General features: G+C 57.2%; 16 protein-coding genes. 7 read left to right on the forward strand and 9 right to left on the reverse strand.

The window, feature by feature from the left end; all coding sequences use genetic code 11:
- Positions 1 to 10: 10 nt before the first annotated feature.
- The 3 genes from AC13DD_RS04330 to AC13DD_RS04340 form a co-directional block, all read right to left on the reverse strand.
- On the reverse strand, positions 11 to 742 hold the full coding sequence (locus AC13DD_RS04330; protein ID WP_008173917.1) for a polyamine aminopropyltransferase: 732 nt from the start codon (positions 740 to 742) through the stop codon (positions 11 to 13).
- Positions 743 to 746: 4 nt separating this feature from the next.
- Entirely contained in the window at positions 747 to 1307 is a 561-nt protein-coding gene (locus tag AC13DD_RS04335; protein ID WP_053112764.1) for a DUF1415 domain-containing protein, read from the reverse strand.
- Between the two features lie 260 nt (positions 1308 to 1567).
- Positions 1568 to 3154 carry an ABC-F family ATPase gene (locus tag AC13DD_RS04340; protein ID WP_008173914.1) on the reverse strand — a complete coding sequence of 529 codons (1587 nt, stop codon included), beginning with the start codon at positions 3152 to 3154 and terminating at the stop codon, positions 1568 to 1570.
- Between the two features lie 183 nt (positions 3155 to 3337).
- Between AC13DD_RS04340 and AC13DD_RS04345 the strand changes: the two genes are divergently transcribed.
- Complete coding sequence (locus AC13DD_RS04345; protein WP_008173912.1) at positions 3338 to 3616, forward strand: peptidylprolyl isomerase; 279 nt, start codon at positions 3338 to 3340, stop codon at positions 3614 to 3616.
- Positions 3616 to 4566, forward strand: a complete 951-nt coding sequence (locus AC13DD_RS04350) for a succinyl-CoA synthetase subunit beta (protein ID WP_405416792.1) — start codon at positions 3616 to 3618, stop codon at positions 4564 to 4566. The genes AC13DD_RS04345 and AC13DD_RS04350 overlap by 1 nt, the downstream gene beginning before the upstream one ends.
- Here AC13DD_RS04350 and AC13DD_RS04355 read toward each other — a convergent pair.
- Together AC13DD_RS04355 and AC13DD_RS04360 are read right to left on the reverse strand one after the other, a co-directional pair.
- Positions 4563 to 5744, reverse strand: a complete 1182-nt coding sequence (locus tag AC13DD_RS04355) for a M24 family metallopeptidase (RefSeq protein WP_482930887.1) — start codon at positions 5742 to 5744, stop codon at positions 4563 to 4565. The two genes, AC13DD_RS04350 and AC13DD_RS04355, sit on opposite strands and share 4 nt — an antisense overlap.
- Positions 5745 to 5861: 117 nt before the next feature.
- A complete protein-coding gene (locus AC13DD_RS04360; RefSeq protein ID WP_273069493.1) occupies positions 5862 to 6692 on the reverse strand; it encodes a DUF2059 domain-containing protein in 831 nt (276 codons plus the stop codon).
- A gap of 99 nt (positions 6693 to 6791) precedes the next feature.
- Here AC13DD_RS04360 and AC13DD_RS04365 point away from each other — a divergent pair, with 99 nt between their 5' ends.
- The gene (locus AC13DD_RS04365) at positions 6792 to 7499 is read left to right on the forward strand and encodes a transglycosylase SLT domain-containing protein (protein WP_286803784.1); all 708 of its coding nucleotides are present in this window, start codon (positions 6792 to 6794) and stop codon (positions 7497 to 7499) included.
- Positions 7500 to 7505: 6 nt separating this feature from the next.
- Here AC13DD_RS04365 and AC13DD_RS04370 read toward each other — a convergent pair whose 3' ends face one another.
- Entirely contained in the window at positions 7506 to 8405 is a 900-nt protein-coding gene (locus tag AC13DD_RS04370) for a LysR family transcriptional regulator (protein ID WP_273069489.1), read from the reverse strand.
- 148 nt (positions 8406 to 8553) lie between these two features.
- Between AC13DD_RS04370 and AC13DD_RS04375 the strand changes: the two genes are divergently transcribed.
- The gene (locus tag AC13DD_RS04375) at positions 8554 to 8748 is read left to right on the forward strand and encodes a hypothetical protein (RefSeq protein WP_039882018.1); all 195 of its coding nucleotides are present in this window, start codon (positions 8554 to 8556) and stop codon (positions 8746 to 8748) included.
- 117 nt (positions 8749 to 8865) lie between these two features.
- Here the strand turns inward: AC13DD_RS04375 and AC13DD_RS04380 are convergent, their stop codons facing one another.
- Positions 8866 to 10548, reverse strand: a complete 1683-nt coding sequence (locus tag AC13DD_RS04380; RefSeq protein ID WP_482930888.1) for an AMP-binding protein — start codon at positions 10546 to 10548, stop codon at positions 8866 to 8868.
- Positions 10549 to 10889: 341 nt separating this feature from the next.
- The gene (locus AC13DD_RS04385) at positions 10890 to 11318 is read right to left on the reverse strand and encodes an Lrp/AsnC family transcriptional regulator (RefSeq protein ID WP_008173902.1); all 429 of its coding nucleotides are present in this window, start codon (positions 11316 to 11318) and stop codon (positions 10890 to 10892) included.
- 118 nt (positions 11319 to 11436) lie between these two features.
- Here AC13DD_RS04385 and AC13DD_RS04390 point away from each other — a divergent pair, with 118 nt between their 5' ends.
- Complete coding sequence (locus AC13DD_RS04390; RefSeq protein WP_008173901.1) at positions 11437 to 12558, forward strand: arginine N-succinyltransferase; 1122 nt, start codon at positions 11437 to 11439, stop codon at positions 12556 to 12558.
- Entirely contained in the window at positions 12548 to 13354 is an 807-nt protein-coding gene (locus tag AC13DD_RS04395; protein WP_008173898.1) for a DUF1338 domain-containing protein, read from the forward strand. The genes AC13DD_RS04390 and AC13DD_RS04395 overlap by 11 nt, the downstream gene beginning before the upstream one ends.
- A 22-nt stretch (positions 13355 to 13376) precedes the next feature.
- Here the strand turns inward: AC13DD_RS04395 and AC13DD_RS04400 are convergent, their stop codons facing one another.
- Entirely contained in the window at positions 13377 to 14033 is a 657-nt protein-coding gene (locus AC13DD_RS04400) for a protein-L-isoaspartate(D-aspartate) O-methyltransferase (protein WP_482930889.1), read from the reverse strand.
- Positions 14034 to 14223: 190 nt separating this feature from the next.
- Between AC13DD_RS04400 and AC13DD_RS04405 the strand changes: the two genes are divergently transcribed.
- The gene (locus tag AC13DD_RS04405; protein ID WP_008173893.1) at positions 14224 to 14889 is read left to right on the forward strand and encodes an AbiTii domain-containing protein; all 666 of its coding nucleotides are present in this window, start codon (positions 14224 to 14226) and stop codon (positions 14887 to 14889) included.
- Position 14890: the final 1 nt, after the last annotated feature.

Genomic DNA, 14890 nt, shown 5'->3' on the forward strand with positions numbered 1-14890 from the left:
CTCCGGTTTCTCAGCCCGGCTTACGGGCCACATACACGGTGTTGAACGATTCCCTGTTCTGAAATGGATTGAAGAAGGATACGACATGGCAGGCCACATCGGTGAACACCTCGTTGAGAACGGCCATGAACTCGTCATCTTCGCCCTCGTTCGACCACATGGCAAACACCCCTCGGGGCTTCAGTTGCCGCGCCATCAGCCGCAGGTTGTTGGCGGTGTAGAAGCTGGCACTGGAATCGTGCAGCAGCGCCCGGGGGGAATGGTCGATATCCAGAAGAATGGCATCGAATGGCTTGCCGGGGTTCTTCGGATCGAAACCACCCTCTGCCGGATCGGCAATTGCCAGGTCGAAGAAACTGCCATGGACGTAGCGGTTCCGGGGATCGGCATTCAGATCTTTACCAAGAGGCACCAGCTCCTGCTGATGCCATCCGATAACGGGTTTCAGATACTCAACCACCAGCAGTTCGGCAACACGCTCGTGCCTGAGCGCCGCCACCGCGGTGTAACCCAGGCCCAGGCCACCAACAACTACCCGGAGATCATCGCCCTCGGTTTCGCCCAGCCCGATATCAGAGAGAGCCACTTCGGCATCCACGAACATGCTGGACATCAGGAATTCCTCGCCCAGCTTCACCTCGTAGATATCCCTGTCGCCAATCGCCGGAATCCGGCGTCTGCGAAGCGTGATCTCACCAATCACCGAAGGCTGGCTGTCAATCTGTTCGAAAAGCAGTCCCATCTGTTCAGACCTTGCGAGTGGATTCATCAAGACAGGAACGCAGAATACTCCGCATCTTCTCCGAGCCCAGCTCGTTCATCAGTTCAATGTTTCTCTGCGGGATCCCATCCACATCAGGATAACTGTCAATCGCCGCTTCCAGACTGGCTTCCCGCAAGAGGTGCAGCATGGGAAATGGCGAACGATTGGTGTAGTTCTCCGCCGCATCGGGCTCGGTGCCCGCAAACTGGTAATCCGGGTGGAAACTGGCGATTTGGTAAACGCCTTCCATATCCAGATACGCCAGCAAACCATCAGCCGCATCAAGGAATTCATTGTAGGGCCCGAAGTCCTGCAATACACCCGGATGGATCAAAAGCGTGGTTTCAATCTCCGGCTCATCTTCCAGACGCTGAAGCTCCGAGTGCAAGGCCTGTAACAGCTCGTCTTCCGTTTCGGCTTCCGACACCACAAACCGAACCCGGTTCCGGACCAGTTCCCGTTTTGCGAACGGGCACAGGTTATAGCCGACGACAACGTCTTCGACCCATTTTCGGGTTGCTGCAATAATTTCGGTCTCGCCCATGTTCTTTTCCTCAGTTATTCGAAGGCCACTCATAGGCACGAGCGGATGGGCGGGTAGGCCTTTCCAAAACTGTGCGGAGCCAGGGGTGAAGAGCGAAAAGCTCTTCACGGGCAGGCCATGGACGGCCTGCCCAGGACCCTCTGCGCGACGCAGGAGCAATAAGCGCAGAGGGGCGGAGCCCAAGCGCCCCATGGATGGGCCGCAAGGAGCGTGTTTTGGAAAGCCAGTCCCACATGACCGCCTGCACCCAACCCTGAGCCTTAGAAGTACCCCTGGCTCCGAAGATAATCATCATAAGAGCCACTGAAATCAGTCACCCCATCAGCCTTAAGCTCAATAATTCGAGTCGCAAGGGAAGAAACAAACTCCCGATCATGGCTGACGAAAATCAGTGTACCCGGATAGTTCTCCAGCGCCAGGTTCAATGCCTCGATGGACTCCATATCCAGGTGGTTCGTGGGCTCATCCATCAGCATCACATTGGGCTTCTGCAGAATCAGCTTGCCGAACAGCATCCTGCCCTGCTCTCCGCCCGAGATCACCCGCACCGATTTCCCGATATCGTCACCGGAGAACAGCATGCGGCCCAGGGTGCCGCGCACCAGCTGCTCGCCACCCTTGGTCCACTGGGCCATCCAGTCGGTCAGGGTTTCATCCTCGGCAAAGTCCGCCGTGTGGTCCTGGGCGAAGTAGCCCACTTCCGCGCTGTCGGTCCACTTCACCTCGCCACTGTCGGGCGTGTAGGCCCCTGACATGCATTGCAGAAGCGTGGTTTTGCCGATGCCGTTGGGACCGATGATGGCGATTCGCTCGCCGGCTTCGACCTGCAGGTTCAGATTCTTGAACAGGGGCTTATCATCAAAGCCCTTGGTCATGTTCTTGAGAGTCACCGCCTGGCGGTGAAGTTTCTTGCCCTGTTCAAAACGGATAAACGGGCTCACCCGACTTGAGGGCTTCACCTCTTCCAGCTGGATCTTGTCGATCTGGCGGGCACGGGAGGTAGCCTGCTTGGCCTTGGAGGCGTTGGCCGAAAAGCGGCTGACAAACTGCTGCAGTTCGGCAATCTGCGCCTTTTTCTTGGCGTTGTCCGACAGCATACGCTCGCGAGCCTGGGTGGCGGCGGTCATGTATTCGTCGTAGTTGCCCGGGAACAGGCGCAGTTCGCCATAGTCCAGATCCGCCATGTGGGTGCACACGCTGTTCAGGAAGTGGCGGTCGTGGGAAATGATAATCATGGTGCTGTTGCGGGCCACCAGTATGTTTTCCAGCCAGCGGATGGTGTTGATGTCCAGGTGGTTGGTGGGCTCGTCCAACAGCAACACATCAGGATCGGAGAACAGCGCCTGGGCCAGCAACACCCGCAGCTTCCAGCCCGGTGCCAGCGCGCTCATTGGGCCGTTGTGTTGCTCCAGCGGAATATCCAGGCCAAGCAACAGCTCGCCGGCGCGGGCATCGGCGGTATAGCCGTCCATTTCAGCGAACTGGACTTCCAGGTCCGCGACCGCCATCCCGTCTTCTTCGCTCATCTCGGGCAGGGAATAGATCCGATCACGCTCTTTCTTGACGTTCCAGAGTTCCTCATGGCCCATGATCACGGTATCGATCACCGAGCAATCCTCATAGGCAAACTGGTCCTGGCGCAGTTTACCCAGACGGACATTGGGCTCCAGCATGACCTGGCCGGCGGAGGGCTCGAGATCGCCACCCAGGATTTTCATCAGTGTGGACTTGCCACAGCCATTGGCCCCGATCAGGCCATAGCGATTACCGTTACCAAATTTGGCGGAGACGTTTTCAAACAGGGGTTTAGCCCCGAATTGCATGGTGATATTGGCGGTGGAGATCAAGAAAAAAACCTGTCGATGTGGGGCCGGGCATGCGCCGGCGAAAAGAAAGCCGGCATTGTACAGGTTTGCCCGGTGGACTGTGAGGCCGCAGAAACACGGATAAAAAGGGCTTGCCTCTGACGAGCTCTGCGGGCAGCATTCCGGTTCTGATGTATACATTCATCCGACACAAGGACATTGATCATGGCACAGGCTACAGCGCGTCACATTCTGGTAGACAGCGAAGCGAAATGCGAAGAACTGAAAAAGGCGATTGAAGGCGGACAGGACTTTGCCGAAGTGGCAAAGCAGCACTCCTCCTGCCCCTCCGGTCGCAACGGCGGAGATCTTGGCTCCTTTGGCCCGGGCCAGATGGTTCCCGAGTTCGACAAAGCGGTTTTCAACGGTGAACTGAACACCGTTATCGGTCCGGTCAAGACCCAGTTTGGTTATCACCTGCTGGAAGTGACCAGCCGCAGCTAATGATTCCTGGTTCCATACCGGGACTGCAAACCACTGGCCGGCGGCTACCGCTGCTGGCCGGTGCCGCTTCTCTGCTCATCGCGCCTTTTCTGTTTGTCGGCGGGCCTGACTGGGCCTCGGGGCCACTTCTCAAATCGGCCTGGAACCTTGGCCACATCCTTCTGTTTGCACTACTCACTCTGGCGGTCAGACCCTGGCAGTGGCTAAGTGGCTGGCGTCTATGGCTCGCGGTTACCGTCGTCTTGCTGGTGCTCGGAATTGGTATCGAGTTGATCCAGGGCGGACACAATCGCGACATGGATGGGCGGGACCTCCTGCGCAACCTGATTGGCAGTTGGCTGGTTATCGCATGGCGCCCCTTGCTTACATCAGAGCGGCGAAACTCTCTCGGCGAAGGCCTGGTGGCCGCATCCGTTGCGCTGCTACTGTGTCTTGAGCTGGGAGCTACCGGCATGGTGGCTGCCCGGCAATGGCAGGTACACCAACAACTTCCTCTGCTATACGATTTCACCCATCAGGATCCCGGCGCATTCTGGACCGGCAGGCTCACGGTCTCTGCCGACCACTCGCTGAATAATGCGCAGAGCCTGAAACTTGATCTGGGCACTGAAACCTACTCGGGGGTCTCACTCAACAATCTCCCGGCCGATTGGCATGATTACGAAACACTGAGCATCACCCTGTTCAATCCCTCAACCGCTCCCCTGACGCTGACGCTTCGAATCAATGACGTAGCCCATGACCGCAGCGATCATGCCTACAACGACCGCTACAACACCCGCCTGACACTGGGTCCTGGTTCCAATACCTTCACCCTGAAACTGGCCGACATCGAAAACGCTCCCGATGGCCGGTCCATGGATATGTCCCAAGTCAGAAGAATGGGGCTTTTTGCGGTTCGCCTGCCCGAGCCACGCACTGTTTGTCTGTTGGATCTGAGACTGGACTAACCGAGCGTCCAGGGATTATCGGTTATCGGTTCGGCGCCAGCGTCGGTGACCAGAATCGTTTCGCTACACCCAATGCCCCATTGCCCGGGAATACGCAAACAGATGGGCAGGTGGAAAACCATGCCCGGTCGAAATTCCACATTGCCACCCCTGGCGATGAAGCCCGAGCCCTCCACCCAGGATGGCGGGAACTGCGCGCCAACCGTGTAGCCAAATACCCCGGAGAAAAACACCTTTCCGGCCAATGGCTGGAGCGACTTTTCGGCGTTCTGGGCGGCCTGGTCGAAAGTGACTCCCGGGCGGATCGACGTCAGAAGGGTATCCACAATCCGACGGCAGCTGTCATGGACCCGACGCATTTCAGCCGATGGCTCGCCACCAGCAACCACGGTCTGCATCATGGGTGCGGTGTAGCGGTTCCAGGCTGAGCCAAATTCCAGAAAAACAGGGTCGCCTTTCTGCACCACCGTACGTTTGTGATTGCAGTGGATCACGCTGCTGCGACGGCCGGTAACAACAATTGGCTGCATGCTCATGAATTCACTGCCGGCCGCCAGCAGCGCCCTGGCGCCTTCGGCGGCAATGCCATTATCAGTGACGCCCGGCTGGACCGCGGCCACGGCCGCCCTGAAACCTTCGGCTGTTATCCGGGCGCTTTCACGCAGGCACCGGATTTCGGCATCGGACTTGACGATCCGGATCTGCTTCAACAGACCGCCGTTGTTCAGAAATCTTACTCCGGGCATCCGTGCTTGCAGGCCTTCCAGCACGCCCTGGCGCAGAGAGCCATGCCAGGCATCAATACCCACGGTCTCCACGCCGTCGTTCAGGGCCTGAACCAGTGGTTCCAATACCTCGCCGATGCCTTCCCACCGGTATCCGCTGACCCGGGCGACCCGGGTTGTCATCATCGCAGGCCCCATTTCGATGGACGGCACCTGCAAGAGCAGGTCCTCCTGGGTAACCACCAGGGCCACGTGAACGGATACTTCAAAGGTGCTATAACCGGTCAGGTAGAAAATATCCGAAGGATCGGTCAACAGCAGGGCGCCAAAATCCTCCCGGGCCATCCCATCCCGGACACGAGCAAGTCGCTCGTCGAACTCCTGCTCCGGAAACGGACACTCCAGCCCCCTCAGTTGTGAGGACAAGGCTTCCTGATAGGCATTGAAATCCATAACGACACTCCTCACTCGCATATACTAGGGAGATTGGACCCTATTCTGGCTTTGCACAAACCCCGAGCAAGAAATTATTCCAGCATCACATTGACTCAGAACGGCAACCGAGGGGATTCACTGACCGCCTGGTGATTCCGGACTGAAGAACCGCGACATCTGCTTGCCTATGCTTTCCACCGGCTCGGTAATCGCCTGCTGGATGCTGTTGGTTACAACTTTCGAGAAAGCCGAGCCGGCAGAGCTCTCCAGGAACTCCAGGTAGAGATCCATCTCCTGGCCACCGATGTTCTGGTAGGTATACAGATAGCTGTCGTAAACCTGCTGACCCACCACGCCCCTGAGCATGCTGCGCTGGCTTTCAATGCGTTGGCGCAGCTGCTCGTAATTGGCCGAATCACTGCTGAACGCCGCCATTGCCGTTGCCAGGCCGAGCTGCACTGCGATCGTTGTATCCACCGCGCTTTCTGTGGCCCGCGCAGCCCGATCAAACCGATCGAACATTTCCGCTTTGCGCGTGCCCTTGTACCGGCTGTTCAATTCCATGGCACTGGACTGGATTTTCGGCCAGGCCGAGGGTTCCGAAGCTGCAATCTCGGCCGAAGAAATCTTTCTGGCCACAGGGGTTCCGTACCAGTCATGGACTGCCTGGAGCTGCGAATCCGTGAGTTTGGCTTGCAGATCTTTAATGATCTGCTGCTCGATATCCACGGAATTGAAACCGCTGCTCACGATGTTCCCGATGGTATTGGCCATCATTGGAGGAAGCTGACCATTCTGTTTGAGTCCTTCCCGGATTCCCTGGCTCATCATGGCCGGGTAACGGGCCACGATATCGTCAACAGGCGATACTTCCAGCACCTGGCGGGCATCCGGCGCTGCCTGGGCAGTACCAGTAACGAGAAGTGCTGTGATTAAAAGAGGTTTAATTATGGGAAATCGCGTCATTTACCTATCATCCCGAGTGAATCATTGATTCCCTTATGCCATGGGTTCGAGGCAGGCAGCAAGTAATCCCGCGGCCCTGGAGATGACGGTTTGGTAGGAATGCGAAAGAAACGTACCCGCAAGACCAAAAGTCGGCAACTGGCTCTGGAAACCTGGAAAAGCCGGGCAAGATGGTATGGGCTTCCAATGCTGGGGCTGCTGATGGGTCTCTGGGCAACGCTCCGCTTCAGCCTGTTGGCACCGGATCCTCCGGCAAACCCGGAGGACATCTGTGAAATCTTCCGGGAACACCCGGTGTGGTATGACTACGCCAACGACTCCAGGCAACGCTGGGGCACACCCATCGCCACCCAGTTAGCGTTTGTCTATTACGAGTCGTCATTCCGCAGCCATGCGCGTCCACCACGCACACTGCTCTGGGGCTTTATTCCCTGGACCAGGCCCACAACCGCATACGGTTATGCCCAGGCCCTCGACCCGGCCTGGCGGGAATACCTGCAGGCCAATGGCGAAGGCTGGTTCACCGTTCGCACCGACATGGAACACGCGCTGGATTTCGTGGGCTGGTACAACCAGCTAAGCCACCGGCAGCTTGGCATTCCCTTCTCGGCCCCCAGAAAGCTGTACCTTGCCTACCACGAAGGCCGGGGCGGATATGCCCGCAGAAGCTTCGAAGAGAAACCGGACGTGATGGATCTGGCCGCCCGGGTACAGACCCGGGCTTTCCGATACGACAATCAGCTGAAAACCTGCGAGCAGGAATTCCAGTGCTGGCGCTGGTACCAGTTCTGGCCGTTCTGCGGCTGACGCTCGTCAGAAAGCGGAAGAAATCTCCATCTGGGACTCCAGTGACTGCAGGCGCTCCACCAGATACTCCATAACGATACGGACCCGGGCCATTTGCTGGGTATCCTGGTTGACGTGCAGCCAGAGATCCACGCTCTCACCCTCCAGCGGGTCCGACAGGCGGCGGAGTTCACGAGTGCTCTCCCCCAGGTAGCAGGGCAAAACCGCCAGGCCGGCACCGGCTTTCGCCAGCGCGTGCATGGATTGCAGGCTGTTGCAGCGAATGAAAGAGGTAACGTTCTTCAACTGTTTTCTGTACCACCGGCCCGTCGCCAGATGGCTGAAGGTTTCATCCGGTATGATCCAGAGGCAACCTTCCGGACGGTTTTCCACGTCCATGTCACGATGCCGCCGGCAATAGCGGGCCGACCCGTAAACGGCGGATTCGATGGAGGCGATTCGCTCGCCTTCCAGAGTTGCCTGCGGCTTGTTCTCGGGCCGCAAGGTGAGATCCGCTTCCCGATGGCTGAGGTTCGCCACATCGTTATCAGTAAGCGTCTCCAGCTCGATATCCGGGAACTCCCGAACCAGCTCGGCCAGGATCGGGCTAAGCAGCGCGCTCATCATTGCGTCTTCAGCCGCCAGCCTGACTTTACCCACCGGCGCCGAATCCTGCCCGACCAGTTTGCGCTCGAGATTTTCCATCTCGATGGCCAGCCGATCCGCCTCCCGGAACGCGGTCTCCCCCACGGGGGTGAGCTGTAGTCCATCCCGGGTGCGTTCAAAAAACTGTACACCCATCGACTCTTCCATCTGGTCGAGTCGCCGTAAAACTGTGGTTTGGTGCACACCCAGTAATTCGCCGGCCTTGGCTAGCGTTCCACCTATTGCCAGCGCCCGTATATATCGAAGATAATCCCAATCCATAGTTACTGCATATTTGCAACGTGAGTACGGATTTTAACGTATTCAAACTGCAAATAAGAACCCTTAGAATCGCTTTTAAATTAAAGGTAGATCCCTAACTAACCTACCTACCAAAATCAATACACTCATTAAAAAGGAGGAAGGCGCTATGACTCAGAACCATATCGCAACCGTAAACCCGCTGCCGTCCAGTATCCTCCACAACAGTGCTGAGGTCAGGCGCCAGTATACCCGTGCTGCGGCAAAGCAGGCGGTACAGTTTTTCAGTCGCAAGATGCGGAGCTTCAACCGGAAAGCAGCAAACGTTGCTCCGGACATGAGCCAGATGCAGGGCGGCCACTAAAACGGCAGCCGAATCTGGCATGAGCGGGGAGATCGCTCAGGCTGAGAACAGAAAGAACATAAGGATTTGAAAACGCCGTTGGCTCCCAGGGAACCAACGGCGTTTTACGTTAGCGGATCAGAATTCCCAAACGACTTTTTTCTTCTGGCTGAACCAGTCGTCCATCTTCTGGTTGTAGAAATCTTCTATCACATTCCGCTTGATCTTCATGGTCGGCGTCAGCATGCCGTTTTCCATAGTCCAGGGCTCCCGAACCACCACGACAAAAGCTACCTTCTCGTGGGACTCGCACTCCGCGTTCACCGCCTCCAGTTCGGCCGCAAGTTCCTGCTCGAGCTCACCGCGATCCATTCCGGTCTCCAGTTCATCCCTGGCCTCTTCCGACAGCAGGACCATCAGGCAAGGCTGCGGCTGGTTGGCACCGGCCACACAGACCCCTTCGGCCTTTGGATGATTAAACCGGTTTTCGATGGGCACCGGTACCACGTATTTGCCTTTGGAGGTTTTGAACAGATCCTTTACCCGGCCTGTGATACGGAGGGTGCCGTCCCGGTCGATCTCGCCCATATCTCCGGTTTTCAGGAAGCCATCCTCGGTGAGGTCCTCCTTGGTTTTCTCCTCATTCTTGTAGTAACCCAGCATCTGGCCCGGGCTTTTCACCTGGACTTCTCCGCCCTCTCCGATGCGGTGCTCGACCCCTGGATTCGCCATACCTACCGAACCGGCGCGAGCCTGGCCTGGTCGGTTGGCGTGGGAATAGCCGAAGTTTTCCGACATCCCGTACACTTCCAGCAGCTCGAGCCCAAGGTTGCGATACCAGTTAACGATGTCCGCTGACAGCGGCGCTGCGCCGGTCAGGGCTGCCCGACAATAATCCAGCCCCAGCTGTTTCAAGACCTTCTTCTTCACAAGGCCGCTGATAATGGGGAGACTGAAGAGCAGCTTCTGCTTTTTGGGCGGCAGTTTGGCGTTTACACCAAGATAGAACTTCATCCACAGGCGCGGGACCGAGAAAAACAGCGTCGGCCTTGCCCGCTGCAGGTCCTCCTGGAAGGTATCCAGGGAATTCGCAAAATAGAGATGAAAGCCATAGTAGAGGGACTGCGTTTCGACAGCTGCCCGCTCAGCCACGTGAGCCAGGGGCAGGTAAGAAAGCATGCGCTCGTCAGAGGAAACCGGGAACAGCTGCTGCAGGCCATCAGCTACTGAAATCATGGTCCGGAAGCTGTGCATGACGCCCTTGGGGCGGCCGGTGCTGCCGGAGGTATAGACAATCGTGGCCAGGTTATCCGGATCCGGCAGCTTGGGCTGCGCAGGCGACTGTTCGGCCACAATCTCCGACCACTTGGGCGTATCGTCCCGTGGCGACAGGGGCAGGGAAATGAGCGGCAAGTCTGCCGGAATGTGCTTCTTGATGTCGTTCCAGCCGTCCGCGGTCCCGTCCAGTTTTCCGAGGAACAGGAGCTTTGCCTCACTGTGCTCGAGAACGTAGGCAGCAGTATCTCCGTTGAGCGTGGGATAAAGTGGCACCGAAACATGGCCTGCCGCCCAGATCGCCAGATCGGCCAGGATCCAGTGCGCGCTGTTTTTTCCGAGGATACTGATATTGCTGGATTCCGGAAGCTTCAGGCTGTCCAGGTAAGCCGCCATGCGGGATACCTGATCGGCTGCTTCTCTCCAGGTAATATCTTCCACCCGGCCATCCGGGTAAGGCTGAGTAAGGTAAACGTTGTCGGGGGTTTCCTCTGCCCAGTAATACAGGCAATGGAGTGAGGTCTGCTTCCGGGGGTCTACCGCCATAAACGGCTCCTTTTTGTTATTGTCCTTCGTGTTTAGGTCATGCCATTGCGATTCATACTAGCGTCATTTCAGACCTGCTCAATAGCAATTAGTGCCCGCGCCATTGGCAAATTAATCCTCGCCCGAGAACTGTTACTCAAAATTTTTCGTAACATTTGTCAAGTTTGAGCTAGTGTGAAGGGTGTACACCCTTCTTTTCGAGCAAATTGGATGTAGCCATGAGCAAACCAAAACGTTCGTTTTTAATCTTTCCGGCCTGGGGCATCATTCTTCTGGGTTCCGGTGCCTTTTTCTACAGCGCCTATGCGGGCATGCTGGGCACCTGACCCGGGAAAACCGTTTTAACGCCGAAACCGGGTTTCGAGGACAACGGCAGAGTTGGTCCTCTCAACTCCCTCAAGGTTGCCAATGTCATCCAGCACGGCGCTCAGTTCCTCCAGGGACTGGGCTTGCACAATGGCAATAAGGTCGTACTCCCCACTGACGGAAAACAGCTGCGATACCTGGCTGATTTGCTCCAGGGCAGCATTGGTTCTGCCGGTGAGCTTCTGGAACACCTTGATCGACACGTGAGCCTCCACCTGGCTCGCCGAAAACTCACCCCCCAACTGAACCGAGTAACCACGGATGACACCGCTGGCCTCCAGCCGCGCGATACGGTTCTGCACCGTCGACCGTGACACATGCATGGCTTTGGCGAGCTCGGTGACACTGGTCCGGGCATTCTGCCGCAGCAGCATTAGCAGTTTCTGGTCCCGTGAATTGATCATATTGCCAAACCTACTTTACAATTTGCATCCATTGTAGATCATTTCGATCATTCTGCAGCTGCATTATGGCGCTGACGGCTTTCATACTGGGCCCAAAACAATTCCCAGGAAGATCGCCATGATTATTCGACCGATTACCCCCAAAGATCTTGACGCCCTGATGCAGATCGCAGTGGAATCCGGCCCCGGCTTCACCTCGCTGATGCCGGATCGCGATGCCCTGAGCCGCAAGATCGATCATTCGGTTGAGAGCTTCGCACGGACTGTGACCACTCCCGGCGATGAGCATTATCTTTTTGTGCTTGAAGACAGTGCGACCGGCCAGATTATGGGGACCACCGGCATAGAAGCTGCTGCTGGCTTATCCCGCCCGCTCGAGCATTTCCGCCGTAACGCGGTTATCCATCACGAGGAAGATCCCCGGAAACGTCACGTCGAGGAAAGCCTTACCCGATGCCAGCATTACACCGGCTGCACCGAGGTATGCTCGCTGTATCTTCGGCCCGGATTTCGCCGGGCCAATGCGGGCAAGCTCCTGTCACGGGTTCGCTTTCTGTTCATGGCACTGCACCCGGAGCGTTTTGCGGACACCGTTATTGCAGAAATGCGCGGCGTTTCAGACCATGCCGGCCAATCCCCGTTCTGGGACTGGCTCAAACATCACGTAGCAGATCTTGATTTCATGTCTGCCACACAGCTGGCCTGCTGTGGCCAGAGCGGTTTTGTTGAACGCTTTATCCCCGCAACGCCATTGTTTACCCGGCAGATGACCGATGCAGCCCGGGCGGTTATCGGCCAGGTCCATGAAGATACGCGCCCTGCCCGGCACATGCTGGAGCGCGAAGGTTTTCGCCACCGGGGCTTAGTGGATCTTCTGGACGGGGGGCCAACACTGGAGTGCGCCAGATCGGACATCGCCAGCGTGCGCGATACCCTTCTTACCCGCGCAAGGCTACAGAAAGGCAACCGGAGTTCCTGGAATATTGCTGGAAACACCGCTGGATCCGCTATAGTTGCCAATGCTGGCTGTTCAGGCTTCAGGGCTACGGTAACCGAGCAGGTCCTGCCGAACCCCGATGCCAATAGCCTGTCAGTGCCAGAGCAACTGGCGAACGAACTGAACCTTGGCGGATATAGCCTGGCCTGCTATCTGCCACTGAGCCAGTCCAGGGAAGAGTCACAGGGGCGTCAACAGCCCTGCCAAAAACCGGTTACTGAGGAGATTCGCTATGCACACTGATCCGGACACCCTGTTTGCGAGACTCTGGGAGTCGTACCGCCAGGTAACCCCTTCGGCCGATCGCATACATAAAATCCTGGGCGCCGAAGAGGGGCAGGCCATCGTCAACGACCACATTGCGCTTCGCACCTTCAACCTGGACCCTGTTCGGCTGGACGCTCTGGCAGAGCATTTTCTCAGCCTCGGCTATGAAGAAGGTGGCGAATACCACTTCGAGGCCAAAAAGCTTTATGCCCGCCACTATGAGCACCCCTCCCGGGAACTGCCCAAGGTGTTTATTTCCGAGCTGCTTGTAGAGCAATGCTCGCCGGAGCTGCAATCGGTGGTTAAAAGTCTTGTCGGCCAGGTAAAGCCGGAGGCGGTTACTGCCGATGATTTTCTCTATTCGGGTCGCCATTGGGCGGTCGACTACGACACCTACCGCCAGCTGATGAAGGAAAGCGAATACGCCGCCTGGATGGCCGCCTGGGGCTACCGCGCAAACCATTTCACGGTCAGCATCAACCATTTGGAACAGTTCGGTTCGGTTCCGGAAATCAATCAGTTGCTGAAAGATCATGGCTATACGGTGAATTCATCCGGCGGTGAAGTAAAAGGCTCCCCGGAAGACTTGCTGGAGCAGTCCTCAACCATGGCCGACCGGGTGCCGGTTACCTTTACCGACGAGACGGTAACCATACCCAGTTGTTTCTACGAATTTGCCCTGCGTTATCCGAAACCGGATGGCCGGCTCTACTCGGGCTTCGTAGCGGCATCGGCCGACAAGATCTTCGAGAGCACGAACGCCGGCAGCTGAGTCTGCGTGCAAAGACTCGCGGTCACGACCACCCCTGTTCACCGATCAGGGGAACGAACCGGACTGCGCCGAGGTCCTCGGTCCGGAATTCGTTCTCTGTCAGCCGGGTAATACGTTCCAGCGACTGAACCGAATGCTCCGACCCCACCGGTATGACCAGGTGCCCGCCAACCGCCAGCTGATGCTTCAATGATTCCGGCACCGATGGCGCACCGGCAGCCACGATGATGCCATCGAAAGGCTGGTGCTCGGACCAACCTATTGTGCCATCGCCACAGCGAACCCGGACATTGTCAAAACCCTCGGCGGCCAGCGTTCGGGCTGCGCGATCGGCCAGTTCCTGAACCCGTTCGATGCTGAACACCTCGCTTGCAATACAGCCCAGAACGGCAGCCGCGTAACCCGAACCTGTCCCGATATCCAGAACCCTTTCTCCACCCTCCAGATCCAGGGCTTCCGTCATCAACGCCACGATGTAAGGCTGCGAAATGGTCTGCCCCGCGCCTATCGGAAGAGGACCATCATCGTAGGCGCAGTCCTTCATACGTTCTGGAATGAAGCGCTCACGCGGCACCCGACCCATGGCCTCCAGCACCAGCGGCGACCCGATTCCACGGGCTCGAAGCTGATAATCCACCATGGACGCTCTCTGCAACTCGAAGCCATTGTCCTGATTCATGACGCTCTTCCTTCCCCTGGTCTGGCTGCTTACCGGCCGTTACAAAGCAGTAACTTTTTTACAACGGCGCGCTTGAGATTATCTGTCTACTTTTTAGACATCGGTAATGACACATACAACCACCGAATGCCAAAAACAACAAACGGACAACGGGTCCACGAACCGGCCAACCCGTTGCCGAGGAGGAGAAATGTCGACATCCGTAAACCACCTCGACGAACGCACGCGGGACTCCGCAGAGCTGCTCGAAGAGATCATGCCCTCTGCCATTACCCTGGCCATGATGCTTCGTCACCGTAAAATGGCGGCCTGGCTACGCACCGAATTTGATGGATATCAGGATGTTGCTGCCGCACCGCCTTATCGTAGGCAGCTACACGGGCACATTGTTGCCAAATCCCCCCAGTATGGCTGGATCCCCGCTCCGGTCGATGATCAGCAAAAAGAGGAGTTCGGCTACATGGATCTGCTCGAGGGCGTGAAAGCTCTTGAGAAAACCTGTGTGAGTTGCAAAAAGGGCAACGGCAACCGGGTTTTGCTGGAAAAAGACGAGATGGCCGTGTTGCAGAAGCAGATCAACCTGACCGCCGAGCTGGCCATCAACCTGAGTCGCGACGTTTATTGCCGGCTCCTCAGGACCGTTCGGGCTGCAATCTACCTCTGGACCCAGGAACTGATGGCCGAGGGCATTGCCGGGGAGCACAACCACTACAGTCCGGACGAGCGCGCCAAAGTTGCGCACCTGGACGACCCCGAGAAGTTCTGGCGACGGGCCATGGACGAAGTCGACAGCCTGCCAATACCAGACGTGCGGGTGACCGGTTTCTTTGAACGGGTATTCGGGCGCGCAGGCTGAG

It is taken from the genome of Marinobacter sp. L-13, assembly GCF_056857715.1.